14 protein-coding genes are annotated in these 14,809 nt (G+C 47.3%); 4 read left to right on the top strand and 10 right to left on the bottom strand.

Annotated features, from left to right (window positions below; genetic code table 11):
* The first annotated feature begins 25 nt into the window (after positions 1–25).
* A complete protein-coding gene (locus HYN48_RS14965) occupies positions 26–757 on the top strand; it encodes a CREC-EF hand family protein (RefSeq protein ID WP_108373695.1) in 732 nt (243 codons plus the stop codon).
* 132 nt (positions 758–889) lie between these two features.
* On the opposite strand, the gene HYN48_RS14960 is transcribed toward HYN48_RS14965, so the two are convergent.
* From HYN48_RS14960 to HYN48_RS14920, 9 genes are all read right to left on the bottom strand, one after another.
* Positions 890–2,266 carry a di-heme oxidoreductase family protein gene (locus HYN48_RS14960; protein ID WP_108373160.1) on the bottom strand — a complete coding sequence of 459 codons (1,377 nt, stop codon included), beginning with the start codon at positions 2,264–2,266 and terminating at the stop codon, positions 890–892.
* A 44-nt stretch (positions 2,267–2,310) separates the two neighbouring features.
* The gene (locus HYN48_RS14955; protein WP_108373158.1) at positions 2,311–3,396 is read right to left on the bottom strand and encodes an imelysin family protein; all 1,086 of its coding nucleotides are present in this window, start codon (positions 3,394–3,396) and stop codon (positions 2,311–2,313) included.
* Between the two features lie 18 nt (positions 3,397–3,414).
* On the bottom strand, positions 3,415–4,767 hold the full coding sequence (locus HYN48_RS14950) for a hypothetical protein (protein WP_108373156.1): 1,353 nt from the start codon (positions 4,765–4,767) through the stop codon (positions 3,415–3,417).
* Positions 4,768–4,870: 103 nt separating this feature from the next.
* A complete protein-coding gene (locus HYN48_RS14945) occupies positions 4,871–5,572 on the bottom strand; it encodes a hypothetical protein (RefSeq protein WP_108373154.1) in 702 nt (233 codons plus the stop codon).
* 1 nt (position 5,573) lies between these two features.
* Positions 5,574–5,753, bottom strand: a complete 180-nt coding sequence (locus HYN48_RS14940) for a hypothetical protein (RefSeq protein WP_108373152.1) — start codon at positions 5,751–5,753, stop codon at positions 5,574–5,576.
* A 9-nt stretch (positions 5,754–5,762) separates the two neighbouring features.
* Positions 5,763–7,595, bottom strand: a complete 1,833-nt coding sequence (locus tag HYN48_RS14935; protein WP_108373150.1) for an ABC transporter ATP-binding protein — start codon at positions 7,593–7,595, stop codon at positions 5,763–5,765.
* Positions 7,596–9,320 carry a phospho-sugar mutase gene (locus tag HYN48_RS14930; protein WP_108373148.1) on the bottom strand — a complete coding sequence of 575 codons (1,725 nt, stop codon included), beginning with the start codon at positions 9,318–9,320 and terminating at the stop codon, positions 7,596–7,598. It abuts the gene before it with no gap.
* A gap of 104 nt (positions 9,321–9,424) precedes the next feature.
* Complete coding sequence (locus HYN48_RS14925) at positions 9,425–10,384, bottom strand: glycosyltransferase family 2 protein (protein ID WP_108373146.1); 960 nt, start codon at positions 10,382–10,384, stop codon at positions 9,425–9,427.
* A complete protein-coding gene (locus tag HYN48_RS14920) occupies positions 10,385–10,915 on the bottom strand; it encodes a DUF4199 family protein (protein WP_108373144.1) in 531 nt (176 codons plus the stop codon).
* Between the two features lie 232 nt (positions 10,916–11,147).
* On the opposite strand from HYN48_RS14920, the gene HYN48_RS14915 reads away from it, so the two are divergent.
* From HYN48_RS14915 to HYN48_RS14905, 3 genes are all read left to right on the top strand, one after another.
* Positions 11,148–11,399 (top strand): type B 50S ribosomal protein L31, encoded by a 252-nt coding sequence (locus HYN48_RS14915; RefSeq protein ID WP_108373142.1) that lies wholly within the window; start codon positions 11,148–11,150, stop codon positions 11,397–11,399.
* Between the two features lie 111 nt (positions 11,400–11,510).
* Positions 11,511–12,686, top strand: a complete 1,176-nt coding sequence (locus HYN48_RS14910; RefSeq protein ID WP_108373140.1) for a GlmU family protein — start codon at positions 11,511–11,513, stop codon at positions 12,684–12,686.
* A 66-nt stretch (positions 12,687–12,752) separates the two neighbouring features.
* Entirely contained in the window at positions 12,753–13,130 is a 378-nt protein-coding gene (locus tag HYN48_RS14905; protein WP_108373138.1) for a hypothetical protein, read from the top strand.
* Between the two features lie 47 nt (positions 13,131–13,177).
* Here HYN48_RS14905 and HYN48_RS14900 read toward each other — a convergent pair whose 3' ends face one another.
* On the bottom strand, positions 13,178–14,791 hold the full coding sequence (locus HYN48_RS14900) for an ABC transporter substrate-binding protein (RefSeq protein ID WP_108373136.1): 1,614 nt from the start codon (positions 14,789–14,791) through the stop codon (positions 13,178–13,180).
* Positions 14,792–14,809 lie beyond the last annotated feature (18 nt).

Below are 14,809 nucleotides of genomic sequence, written 5' to 3'. Positions count from 1 at the left end.
TTGATACTCGTTTAAAATGCTTCCTATGAAATTTACAACAAGATATATTGCTTTGGGTTTGCTTGTATTTGCCGCCTCATGCCGTGAAAGTGAACCCGAAAAGCCAAAAGTTACCTATTCGGACAGCAACAAGGGCAAACAGGTTGAGGCCAGGCAGGATACCTCCCAGATCAAGATCGCTGACCTGCCGATACAGATGGAAGGGACCAAATACCTGATCCACCCGATCGGGGACTACAGGATTTACGAAGGAAGATCAAAAGCGGCAGCCAATTCGTCGTCTGCAGAGCGCGTAAGTTTTTCAGTTTCCAATTACAACCTTTTCGAAATCACGGGCTTTTTGCAAAACCTGAAGTTCCAGCATATCGATTCTACGGCAATCCGCCCGCTGACCACCCGCCCGGTATCGATCCAGACAGCCACTTACCTGAATACGGTAGCGTTAAAATCAAAGCTGCAACTCATGGTGTATTCGTTATCCGACATGGACACCAACAAGGATGGCAGGCTTGACGCGAGCGACATTAAGACGCTATACATCAGTGAAATCAGCGGGGCCAGGTTTACAAAATTGTCCGGCGATTTTCAGGAACTGATTGACTGGAATGTTGTCGAATCTAAAAACCGCCTGTATTTCAGAACTATAGAAGACACCAACAAGAACGGCGAATTTGATAAGGACGATGTTGTAAAATACCATTTCGTAGATCTCATGGCTAAGGAATGGAAGCCCGAGAATTACGATCCCGTCCAATAGCGGACTGTCATAAATCATAGTGAAATCCGGTATCGTCCGGATTTTTTTATATGATTTCATCTACTCAAGATCCCGTAATTTGGGGCCATCACGATAAGTCATAAAAAAATCCGGCGTGAACCGGATTTCTGTTTATAATGAGTTGATGAATTCCAACAAATCGCTGCGCTGTTTTGCGCTGAGGTTTTTGTATTTGTTTTTCGACTTTTCGGCCTCTCCGCCATGCCAAAGGATGGCTTCCTCTATGTTTCTTGCGCGCCCGTCATGCAGGAAATCGGTATGCCCGTTAACAAGATTTGTCAGTCCGATGCCCCACAACGGCCGTGTCTTCCATTCACTTCCTGAAGCCATGAAATCCGGACGGTTATCCGCAAGTCCTTCGCCCATGTCATGCAGCAGCATGTCGGTGTAAGGATACAAGGTCTGGTTTGACAATGCCGCCACCGAGGCATTCCCGGTCACCTGTTTCGGGACGTGGCATTTGGCGCAATCCAGTTGTTCAAACAGTTTGGCTCCGTTTTTTACCTCCGGTTTGTTTGTATTCCTGGCCGCAGGTACACCCAGTGTCTTACAGTACAGCGCCACTTTTTCGAGTGTTTCCATGTCGACTTCCGGCGTCGCGCCGGGGATGCCCCCGTTGGTCTGGCCATGTCCGGATTCCAAAGTAAAAATGGGATTTGTAATGCCCATATCTTCCACATAGGCTCCGGCACATTGTACGATAACACTGGCGGTATTCGCTTTCCATCCAAAACGCCCGAGTTCAGTCTGGTGCGTGAAAGGATTCCATACAAAGTTGGCTTTACCTGATATGCCATCGCCATCGGAGTCGTTGATGTCCTGTCTGGCGGTGATGTTCGCTTCCGGGATCTCCTCGAGCAGTCCCAATCCGAAAATCGGCGTCCCCAGTCGGGTTGACAACATCACCCCTGGTGGCAGCGGCAAGTAAGTGTCGGTGAGCATGATATTCGGCTTCCTTAGCGTCACCGTCGTCCCATCCGCAAAAGTTTCGGTTTGGGTGGTGTAAGAGGCCATGTAGGCGGCTTCAGGCACATACCCGCTGACGGCGCGATTCTGAATCTGTAAGCCGAATCCGGGAACCGGTACAGGCCCTCCGTGCTCGTCAGTACCGAAAAGGCTCGCCCTTATGAGCAGCCCATTGGCCGAGTTGACGTTGGTCGGATGTCTGGCCCGTCCGTCACGGGGGTGGCAATTGATGCACGACGCGTTGTTGTAGATGCTTCCCAGGCCGGGGTTGACCTGTGCGGGAGCGGTAACAAAACTGGCTTCGAAAAGCAAATCGCCTACAAAATGATTGTCAGTTTCCGCCGCCGAAAGGTTAGGTGCGGGGCTGCTGAACGAATTTGTCGTGGTGGAAAAAATAGTCGTTTCCCCGCCCGCATTGATGCGTTCAGACAAATCGATATCTTCATATCCATTGTCCTGATCTTCGGCACAGGAGAACAGGGCTACAGACAACAGCGGAAGTAAATACAGTTTTCGGATCATTTTTGCTTAATTCAGTTAGGAAGGCGGAAAAGACTCCCTTTTTGTTATTGCAGATTCGTAATCAGCGGCAGCAGTTGGCTTTCCAATAGTGTTTTCAACTCGTTTACCTTGGTTTGCGCATTCTGGACCGCGGTCCTGTTGTTGCTGATGGCGTCGGTGAATGTCCCGGGAATGGCGTTGATTGCTGTAATGGCGGCAGTAATTTTCGCCTGGATATTGGTGTCCAGCGTCGGATTTGCAAATTTCACGATGTCAGTCAGGCCTTTGCCTGTCGCGCCGTTATAATCGCCGAGATAAATATTCTCGATACTGCGGATGTTATTGGCAAAATCGAGCTTGGAGTTGTTGCTGAAACGCGATTCTTCCGCTTCAGGTTTCGCGGTGCCCGCATTGCCGTTTAAAGGTTCCTCGATTTTTCCGGTGGCGACTTCAGTAGCGATACCCGCAAGTCCCTGAACAATTTCATCCAATGCAGCCTTTTGTGAAGGGTAAATGCTTCCCAGACCACCAGCATTCGAGAAATTTGCAACGTAGTTCCCTCCGCCTGCTTTCCAAGCATCATAGAGTTTTTGCGTATTCTGCTGCAAATCGTCGGCTGCCGCACGCAGGAATTCTATCTCCCTTGCGGTAATCTCAGCGGCTGTTTTGTTGCTGTTAATACCCCAGATAAAATATTCGATCGTGTGGAAACCCCGGGCATCATCATTATCAGCCAATGAGCTTGCTGTAATCGGGTTCGGGTTGTTTTTTATGACTTCAATCGAAGCCACGTCAACAGGCCACGAATCGATGGCCGGATCCACCACTTCCTCGATACCTACAGGTCCGTAAAGGAAGCTTTCAGATTGCTCCCAGGGCGCTCGTGTCGCCTGCCAGGCCAGTTTAACGGCCATGACCTGCTCTTCGGTCGCCGGGAAAGTCATGGCATTGATAGATGCTTTAAGCGCAATGGCTTTAGTGTTCAGTTCACCATACGTCTCGACAATCACATTGTTTGCTACGTTAGTAAGCACTTCATCATACAAGGGCCCGTTTGGGTTTTCTATTGTCACCTCGTTGTTATTGCTGCAATTTACCAGTGCTGCCGAAGCCATTGCGAGTATTGCCAGGCTGAATATCCTATTTTTCATAATTAAAATGGTTTGTGATTAAAATACGTATGAAATTCCTGTTGAAAATGTGTTTTCCTTTTGCCGTTCGCCCGTAAACTCCAGCGTCGACGGATTGACGTTCTGCGATCCGAGCCTGCGGTTTGAGTACTGCGCCTTCACAATAACCTGCGGAAGAACGTACCAGTTAACCCCTCCTGTAATCGAACTCCTTTCCCAGCGGGGGTTGTCAATCACGTTTCCTTCCACGTTTCGCATGGTATCGTAATAGTCGTAGCGCACAAACGGGTAAATGTATCTCCTGGTTTTCGGTTCCCAGAAATGCCTCAGGTCGTAGCCCACTTCCGCAGAAAAACCAATCATATTCTTGGCAACCGGCGTCCTTTTCACGCCGAGGTTGTTCGACAGGCTGGCATTTTTCCTCGATACGATATCTGAATTCTCGAGATCGCCGAAAAGGAAAATGGAGTTGAACCGCAGGTAATTCTGGTCGTAGGTAATGTGTGCATCGATCATTTTAACATAAGCGGTTTCGCTCATGTCGTTCTTCGGACGGTTCGCCGCAGCGTCGTTGACGTATCCGGCAATCCCGACGTAGTTTTTTCCACTGCGCCCGAATTTATAATCCAGCCTTCCCATGAAAGCAAACGCCTCTGCATTGGCCATTTCGAACCGTTGCTGGTAACCATCCTTGATCCAGCCGCGCGAGCTGAAACCTGTGGCATCAAGGCCGCCCGTAATTGAGAAACGGTATTCAAACCGGTTCCTTAAAAAAGTCCCGTTGAACTCAATTCCGTTTTCATACCAGCCCAGAGGCAGGATCTCATTTTCCATTTCGGGACGGTGTGTCGTAAAATAATCGTCCGGATCATCGAGGCTTTGAGCCAGGCCGAACATGACTTTAACGCGTCCTGCGCGAATCGTAAATGTTGGCGTGATGCCAAATTCAATGAATGCCTGCTCGACCTTTACTTCTCCGCCCGCTTCAATCTCAGATTCATATTCCCCAAATTCCTCCTGGGTGTCCAGTTCGAGCGTCGATCCGGTACCATTGTGCTCAAATTCAATTTCCGATTGGAAACGAATCCATTTGTTGTATTGATAACCCAGGTACAGGTTCAGTCTTTCCGCATCAAGTTTGTCTTTGAGGTTGCGGTCCGTATCGTAATTGTAGTTGTAATAATTCACGACACCGTAGCCGTTCAGGTCAAATTTCCCCCAATTGAATACCGACAAATTTTCATTGGCAATTTCTTTCTTCACTTCAGCCTTCAGCTCTTCCTTGAGTTCTTTCTTGATTTCCTCCTTGAGTTTTTCGCGGTCAATTTCCTGCTGTGTCTGGGCATTTGCGGCGAAACTGAAGAGCAGTAAAAACAAATAATTGTTTTTCATTTTATTTAGACTGTTTAAGAATAGGGTGCAAATTTAGGAAAAACTTTATATACGCAAAAGGTATTGCGAAAGTTTATTTGACCATTTTTAATGCGTTCGCAGGCTAAATTAAGATCTCGCTTTCCAGGTCCGATTTTTCAATATCAAATTGGAAACCGAGGCGGTTAACGAGCTCAATAACGAGGTTTTTATACCAGTTTTCTGATTTCGGGTGGATGTAGATTTTCCCGATGAGCTTACAGAGGTCGACGTCGATTTTCACGCCGTTGTCAATTTTCATGTTGTACGTCGTCATGTCAGAGATGATTCGCACCTCACGCTCGTACTGGAAGCTTTTGCGCTTGAAAAGAAATGGGAAAAAAGCATTCTCAAACGGAATGTACTCTTTTTTATAATCGATGTAGTTGACTTCGCCGATGTGCTGCTCATAGTCCTTTTCCGCCGCAAGTGCCTGCTGCAGCCTGCCCAAAGTGGATTGTATGGCGAGCCCTTCACTTTTCTGCGTAAATATCTGCCACATCGCAAACGACTCGTATTCGTTGATGTGCCAGCTGCTGATTACCACCTGCTGGCGGTGGATCTTGTAATAATCGAGGAAGTCGGGGTTGTCGACGGACAGCTTCCGGATTTCCTCAAAAGTAGGTTCGCTGAAGGTACCCTCATACTGATCCTCAAATTTGTCTGACCGCGACATGAACAGTTTCTTGTACAATAAGAGGTCAACGAATTTCGACAGGTCAAGGTATTTCCAGACTACCGTATCCGGATCGTTTGGAAGCTTGATATTGTCGTCGCTGATGTACATTTTAAAATGCTTTGGGGAATTTCATCGAATACTGGCCTGCAAAGAAACCGATCAATACCCAGATGACGATAAAGCGGCTCAGGTTGTCCCAGGTTTTCTCCGCGCCGAAAAGGAACTCAGACCCGAAGATCAATCCGACAAAGACAATCAGGAACAGCATTCCGAAATATTCTCTCTTCATAACGGTGGTTTAGGATTCAAAACTTTGCATTTCCACCAGTTTCCGGTAAATGCCGTTGTAGAGCATCAGTTCTTCGTGGTTGCCCATTTCAACGATTTGCCCTTTTTGCATCACGACAATCAGATCGGCTTTCTGTATGGTCGAAAGCCGGTGGGCAATCACGACTGAAGTCCGGTGCTGCATCATGTTTTCCAACGCCACCTGAACGAATTTCTCGCTTTCGGTGTCCAGCGCCGACGTCGCTTCATCAAGAATCATGATTGGTGGGTTTTTGAGCACCGCCCGTGCAATGCTGAGGCGTTGCTTCTGTCCGCCGGAGAGCTTGTTGCCACTGTCCCCGATGTTCGTGTAAATGCCTTCCGGTAAATCCTTTACGAATTCGTAGGCATTAGCGATTTTGAGCGCTTCGACCACATCCTCGTCGGTGGCTTCAAGATTTCCAAGCCGGATATTATCGCGGATCGTACCATTGAACATGATGCTGTCCTGGGTGACCAGTCCGGTCAGGTTTCGCAGCGACTGCATGGTGACATTCTTGATGTCGTGCCCGTCGATGAGGATTTCGCCCTGCTGTACATCATAAAAACGCGTCAGCAGATTGGCAATCGTGCTTTTTCCACTTCCGGACTGCCCGACGAGCGCTACCGTTTTCCCTTTCTTTATCGTCAGCGAGAAATTAGTCAGTACGGGATCTTTACCATATGAAAACTGGATGTTGCGGAGTTCAATCTCGTGATGGAATCCCTCCAGGACCAAAGCGTCGGGTTTATCCTGAATCGTATTTTCAACTTCGAGCACCTCAAAAACCCTCTCGGCCGCGGCGAGTCCGTTCTTGACCTGGTAAGACGCCTTGGATATGGATTTTGCCGGCGTGAGGATGTTGTAGGCCAGGCCGATGTAGGCAATGAACAGTGAGCCATCGAGCGATTTGTCGACCAAAACCAGATTTCCGCCGTAAAAAAGCAGGATCGAAATGACAATGATGCCTAGGAACTCAGACATCGGTGAGGCGAGGTTGTTCTTTTTCCCGATGCTGTTCGTCAGCGTATACAAACGGTTGATCGAATCGTTGAATGTTTTGGTAAAATAATTCTCAGCGTTGTATCCCTTTACGACTTTAAGGCCCGAAAGCGTTTCTTCCACCACGGAGATGAGGTGGCCATTTTCCTGCTGCGCTTTCGCAGATTTGCTCTTGAGTGATTTCCCTATTTTGGAAATGATAAATCCGGAAACCGGGATGAATACGAAAACAAACAACGTAAGTTTCCAGCTGATGTTGATCATGGCAAAAAGCGAAAACAGGATGGTCAGCGGTTCTTTCACGATGAGTTCGAGCACCATGAAGAAAGAGTTTTGCACTTCATTTACGTCGCCGAGCATACGCGCCATTACGTCGCCCTTCCGTTTTTCGGAATAATAGGGCACCGGCAATTCGATAATCTTCTGGAACATTTTTTCCCGCAGGTCACGAAGCACACCCGTCTTGACTTTAGTGAGGTGCTGCAGGCCGAGGTATCCGAAAAGGTTCTTGAACAGGAACGTGACCACGACCAGCGAAACCGTCAGGAGCAAGGCGTAATTCGGCCCGTAATCGACAGTGTAATGGTGCACATAATAAAACAGCATATCATTAAGATAAGAGTCGATGTGCAGCAGCCCGTTATACTCCGGAAGTTTTGTGACTTTTTCCTCATTGCCGAAAAGCACCTTCAGCACCGGGAAAATCATGACCATCCCGAGCGTACCGAAAAGCGCATACAGTATGTTGTGGATCACATTCCACACGACGTGCGCCTTGTACTTCTTCGCAAACGGGATGATCTTTTTAATATTCTCGTCCATCTATTGAATTCCCAGGTCGGAAATGATGTTTTTGATTTTCAGATCGAGTTGTTTTTCTGCGGCGGCGAAATCCGAAAGGCTTGAAATTTCAGCATTTACACTGATGTAAAACTTGATTTTCGGCTCGGTGCCCGAAGGTCTTGCCGCAATTTTCGCACCGTCTTCGGTGTAATAAATCAACACATCGGATTTGGGGATGTCCATCGTTTCAGATTCGCCGGTCAGTAGGTTTCTCATCACTGACGTTTTGTAGTCCTCGACCACAATCACCCGTTCTCCGTCAATCTCCTGCACGGGGTTGTTGCGCATATCGACCATCATCTGGTTGATTTCCGCCAATCCCTCGATTCCTTTTTTGGTGAGCGAAACCAGGTGTTCCTTATAAAATCCGAAGTCAACGTACAATTGCAGCAATTCGTTGTAAACTGAACTGCCCTTTGCCTTTGCCCTTGCAGCCATTTCACAGACCAGCAATGTGGCTGCCACGGCATCCTTGTCGCGCACGGCGTCGCCCACCATAAATCCGAAGCTCTCCTCGCCGCCACCGATGAATTGCAGTTCCGGGAAATCCTTGATCATCTTGGCGATCCATTTGAATCCGGTCAGTCCTACTTTGCATTCTACGCCGTAAGCGCCCGCGAGTTCCATCATCATCGGCGTCGATACGATGGTCGATCCGATAAATTGTTTACCATTGATTTTCCCGGCCTTGCGCCACTGTTCCAAAAGGAAATGTGTCATTAACACCATCGTCTGGTTGCCATTGAGCAACACCATCTTACCTGAATTGTCTCTTACCGCCACGCCCAACCGGTCACAATCGGGGTCAGTGCCTACCACAATATCCGCGTTCAGCTTGTCAGCCAGCGCCAGCGCCATGGTCAATGCCTCAGGCTCTTCCGGATTCGGGGATTTCACCGTGGGGAAGTCGCCGTTGGGCTCGGCCTGCTCCGGAACAATATGCACGCTCCGGTAACCCGCTTTGGCAAGCACATCGGGTACGGCCCTGATCGAGGTGCCATGCAATGACGTGAACACAATTTCGAGCGCATCTTTGGCCTCCTGCGGTGTGTCAAAGCTGGCATTTTCAATCGATGACGCCCAGAACGCCTCGTCGATTTCGGTGCTGATGTATTCAATCAGGCTGTCATTTGCGCTGAACCTGATGTCGCCGTATGCCGTAGCCTCAATCACCTTAATGATTTCGCCGTCCTGTGGCGGCACGAGTTGGCCGCCATCCTCCCAGTACACTTTATAACCGTTATATTCCGGAGGGTTGTGCGATGCTGTTAAGACGATGCCCGCCTGGCAGCCCAGGTATTTGAGTGCAAAGGACAACTCCGGCGTCGGCCTCAATTCAGAAAAAAGATACACTTTGATCCCATTGGCCGAAAACACATCGGCAACGGTTTTTGCCAGGGTGTCGCTATTGTGGCGGCAGTCGTAAGCGATCGCCACCTTAATGTCTCTCCCGGGGAAAACACTTTTCATATAATCAGAAAGCCCCTGGGTGTTTTTCCCCAGTGTGTATTTATTAATGCGGTTTGTACCCACACCCATGACGCCGCGCATCCCGCCGGTGCCGAATTCCAGGTTTTTATAAAAACTTTCCTCAAGCTCTTTGGGCGCCTCAGCCATCATTTTTCGGATGGCCTCCTGCGTTGCGTTGTCAAAAACCGGCGTAAGCCACTCGTTGGCCTTATCCAAAATCTGTTGTTTGTCCATGGTATGCTTATTTTTAGGAGCTGTTTCCCGCTTTCGCCTTTATCTTGCTTTCGCTGCCGCTACAGCAAGGATACCGGCTCTATCGGGGCTGTGCGCTCCGTGTTTTACTTTAAATTCAGTGTTTCAGATATTTTGTATCGTCCTTCATTGCTTTTCGTACGCAAAATGATTTCGCCCAGAAAACCGGCAAGAAACAACTGCGTCCCGATAATCATTGTCGCCAGTGCGATGTAAAACCAGGGATTTTCGGTTACCAAAACCGTCGGCTTGTGACTGTACAGCCTGATGAGTTTGTTGATTCCGATAAATCCTGCCGCAAAAAACCCAATGATAAACATCACCGATCCCAATGCCCCGAACAGGTGCATCGGCCTTTTTCCGAACCGGGATAAGAACCAGATGGTGATCAGGTCGAGGAATCCGTTGACAAAACGGTCCATCCCGAACTTCGTCTCCCCATATTTACGCGCCTGATGCTTCACTACTTTTTCGCCTATTTTCCCAAATCCGGCATTTTTCGCCAAAACAGGGATGTAACGGTGCATTTCGCCTGAAACCTCAATGTTTTTGACGACAACTTTTTTGTAGGCTTTCAATCCGCAGTTGAAATCGTTGAGGTGTACCCCGGAGGTTTTGCGTGCCGCCCAGTTGAATAATTTTGAAGGCAGGTTTTTTGCCACAACCGAGTCATAGCGCTTTTTTTTCCAGCCCGAGACCAGGTCGAATTTCTGGTCCACGATCATGCGGTACAGTTCCGGGATTTCTTCCGGATTATCCTGCAAATCGGCATCCATAGTGATGATGACATCGCCTTCGGCTTTGGCAAAACCGGCGTGCAGGGCCTGTGACTTTCCGAAATTCGTCAGGAAACGGATGCCTTTCACTTCCTGGTTTTCACCCGACAGCTTTTCGATGATTTCCCATGATCGGTCCGTACTGCCGTCATCGATAAAGATGATTTCGTACGAAAAGTTGTTGGATTTCATCACCGTTACTATCCAGGAGTGGAGTTCCCTCAGTGATTCTTCTTCGTTCAGAAGCGGTATTACGACAGAAATATTCATTTACAGTAAGGCTCTTTTATTTCGGATTACCAATGCCGCAAGGAACCCGAACAGGCAGTCCCGCAGTAAATACAAAATGGATGGTGTGATGACTTCTTTCACGGAAAATGGATCGTAAGCAGGCCAGGATGCCGTCATCTTATCCTTATCAGCTTCCGGTGCAAGATTTTGCTTCATCAGGTTCAGGTTGAACTCGTACATTTGCTGCTTCATCGACACTTTGGTTTCCGTAGTAAGTACGAATGACGTAATAATTACTGCAAATACGCACTGCATGGCATGCGCGGTAAAAATGGTCAGGAAATACGTTGCAAAAGCTTCCCGGAAAGTGATGAAGCCCCCCAATTTTCTTCGGACTAGTATGGCCGCGGCCGTCCCTGAAATAACGATGCCCAGCAATGTAAGCATGCCCACAACCACATTGTTGAACCAGCCCAGGTCCTGAAAGTAAATGTACGCCGACAGTAAGATTAATAACGTTCCTAAGGCAATTCCGGATTGAAGGCCGGTCTTCTTGACGATTGAAGTCATTGGTGTTTCGTGGTTTTAATCTGCAAATATAACAATTCCGCCGCTCACGGCCGAAAAAATAGACAACGCACATTATTCAAAAAAATAAGCGCAACAGTTTTTTTATTCGGAAATAATTGTAAATTTGCAGGCTTAAAATAACAAAGTAAACAAAAAGCTGTTCGGCGTTTATACCTTTCAAAACGGAAAGCCGCAAAACGAAAAGCAGCCAATTAAAGAAAAATAATTTACCATGAAAAAAGGAATCCACCCGGAAAATTACAGATTAGTTGCTTTTAAGGACATGTCGAATGACGAGGTTTTTATCACTAAATCTACAGCTGACACAAGAGAAACGATCGTTCACGAAGGTGTTGAATACCCAGTAGTGAAAATGGAGATCTCCAGAACGTCTCACCCTTTTTACACAGGTAAATCAAAACTTATCGATACAGCAGGACGTATCGACAAGTTCAAAACCAAATATGCTAAACACATTAAATAATCTTTACGTGTTTCAAAATAAAGTAAAGCCTTCCATCTGGGAGGCTTTTTTATTTTCACCTCCGAAAAAACTTTGCTACTTTGGTACCCTGTAACCTTGCTACCTCTATATATGAACTACATCCTTTTCGACGGCACTGTCCGCAACGCCTTGCTCCCATTCACCTTTACGCGTCCTGTGGCTGATATCCGCATCGGTATCCTGACCATCCGCGAGAAATGGGAAAAATATCTGGGGTCAACCACCACCACGCTTACCGAAGAATACCTTTCCGAGAAATTCCCGATGGTGGAGATGGAGGAAAACGTGATGATCAACGCGTCCTTCCTTCCAAACGATGTATTGGCTGAAATGGTCAGGGGTCTCGAGCCCGGTCAGGCCATTTTTAAAGGTGAGGAAGTGATAGCTTTCTTTACACAGGATACGCAGGAGGAAGTTGATTTTGATGCTTATGAAATCACGGAGTTCCATGACGATTGCCTGACGGTCGCCCATCCGTGGGATATATTTGCGAAAAATGATGCTGCACTGCGCGAGGATTTTGATCTGATTACAGAAGACCGCCAGTCGCAGCCGATTCCAAATAGTGTGAACGTCATCGCCGCTGAAAATATATTTATTGAAGAGGGGGCGAAACTGGAATTTGTAACACTTAATGCATCAACAGGGCCAATATACATTGGAAAAAACGCTGAGATTATGGAAGGCTCCATCATACGCGGGCCATTTGCCCTCTGTGAAGGCGCGCAGGTGAAACTCGGTGCTAAAGTGTACGGTGCAACCACTGTCGGACCATTTTCGAGAATTGGTGGCGAAGTCAGCAATTCCGTTTTATTTGCTTATTCCAATAAGGGTCACGATGGGTTTTTAGGGAATTCGGTTTTGGGCGAATGGTGTAATCTTGGTGCCGACACGAACAATTCCAATCTTAAGAACAATTACGAAGAAGTAAAGCTTTGGAGTTATGAAACGGAAGGTTTTGCCAAAACCGGATTGCAATTCTGCGGACTGATGATGGGTGACCACAGCAAGTGCGGGATCAATACGATGTTTAATACCGGAACCGTTGTGGGCGTGAGCGCCAATATTTTTGGAAGCGGATTCCCGCGCAATTTCGTCCCTAGTTTCTCCTGGGGCGGTGCGTCCGGATTTACCACTTATATTACCAAAAAAGCTTTCGAGACTGCTAAAATCGTCATGTCACGCCGCAACGTCGAGTTTGACGAAAAGGAAGCCCGGATTCTGGAGCACGTATTTGAGGAAACCAAAAAGTGGCGGAAAGAATAAATAGACGATTGCCATTGAAACCTAACCATTCGATCAGTTTGTGCACACCTTTCCCAACAAGCCACTATGGAAATCATTGATTCGGTGGTACTGGTCGGCCTGAACTTGTTTATCGCAAAATTCCTTTTAAAAAGAAACCCGAGGCTTTTGGTGTATGCGCTATGTTGCGCTGCCGGCTTTGTGCTGATCAATCTTTTTTCAAATCTGCTGGCGTTCCGATTGACCCTCGTGGTGTTGTTTTATTCGGTTTCGATCCTGGTCATTGATTTGCTGAGCAGCCGTGCGACAGTGGTTAAAAACAGTTCCCATATTTCCGAACCGGCACGCCTGAAATTCATCAAAATAAAATCTTTCATCATTACGGTCTTGTTCCCGATAATGATTACCGTATTTCAAATCATTGTGCTGTACGACAAAGAGATACAAAAAGGATTGCTCGAATAAGTGAATGAATGGAATGGTTATGCCGATTGCTGACCGTATTGTCTCTTTTACAAAGGTTTGCCTTTCTTAACCCGTTTCAAATTCACCAAATTCAACGGGTTGATGCCCAATCCCTGCACATTTTTCAAGGTAAACCGCGCCACCTTATCATAAAATAACGGGATTACCGGTGCTTCGTCAATGACCAGTTTGTCCATTTGTTCATAAAGCGCATAACGTTTTTCGTTGTCGGTTTCCTTTGATGCGAGTTCGTACAGGCGATCAAATTCCGCACTTTTGAAATGGGTGTAATTGGGGCCATCAGGAGCGAAGTTCTTGCTGTAAAACAGCGACAGGTAATTTTCGGCGTCAGGATAATCTGCAATCCAGCTCGCGCGGAAGAACGATACTTTTCCGGTGGAGATTGCGGTGCGTAAAGTGGCAGGCGGACTCACATCAACCTCGACGGTCAAACCGGTTTTCTGCCATTCGCGCTGCAGGAACTCGCCGATGTCAATATAAGACGCATTAGTGCTTAACGTAATTTTCGGGTTTTTGTCACCAGTTGTTTTTTTATAATCTGCCACCAACTGACGTGCTTTTTCCAGATCATAATCATACCCTCTAATATTGTTGAAACCCGGAAGACCAGCGGGAATCATACCGTTTACTGCCGGAATTCCCATGTTATTGCGCAAATACAAAAGCATTTTATGACGGTCAAAACCATAATTCAGCGCTTGGCGGATGCGTTTGTCTAAAACTGCCTTATCGCCGCCATCCATACGAAACCCAAGATATTCGGTATTGAGATACGGGCTCGTCACAAGATTGACCTTGTCTTTATATTTTGGCTGCAGCTGTCCTTTCTGGGTCAGGATTTCATTGGTGTAAGAAGGATCGAGACCCGAAGTAAAGTCGATGTTGCCCTGCACGAATTGCAGGAAACCGCTTTGGCGGTCGGGAAGAAATGTAATCGCGACGGCTTCGAGGTAGGGGAGGCGGACGCCGTTTTCATCCTTTTCAAAATAGATCGGGTTTTTGCGCAATACGAGTTTCACATTTTCCTCCCAGAATTTAAACCGGAACGGGCCGGTGCCCACGGGATGTGAACGGAAATCACTACCGTAATGTGCCACCGCTTCTTTGGGTACAACAGATGCATATTTCATCGCAAGCAAACCTAAAAATGCCGGAAATGCTTTCGTCAGTCTGATTTCAAAAACGGAATCGTTAACGGTTTTAAGGCTTTCGACATTTTGCATGATCCAGCTTCCGGGTGAGGCGACTTTTTCGTCAGTCAGTCTTTTCAGGCTGTATTCAAAATCTGCGGCTCTGACAGTGCGGGTGGAGTCTTTGCCAAACGCAGCATCTTTATGGAAATACACATCGTTGCGTATTGTAAAAGTGTAGGTTTTGCCATCGTCTGAAATCTGCCATGATTTGGCAATATCGGGCTGGATGTGCAGGCTGTCGTCGAGCTGTACGAGTCCGTTGTATAATTGATTGCACGGCCAGATCATGGCCTGGTTTTTTGAAAAAGCCGGATCGAGTGAGCTGATGGTCGCAATTTCGTTATACCGGAAAACGAGGAGGTCTTTTCCGGACTGATCGGTTTTGTTGCAGGCGAAAAACGTTAAGGTGATACAAAATATTGATATGTAACGGATTATAAATTTCATCAAACCGATTTTTGTGTG

This window comes from Flavobacterium magnum (genome assembly GCF_003055625.1).
In the GTDB taxonomy this organism is placed as follows: Bacteria; Bacteroidota; Bacteroidia; order Flavobacteriales; family Flavobacteriaceae; genus Flavobacterium; species Flavobacterium magnum.
The sequence above is the reverse complement of the archived record's forward strand: the minus strand, read 5'-3'. Positions and strand labels throughout refer to the sequence as shown.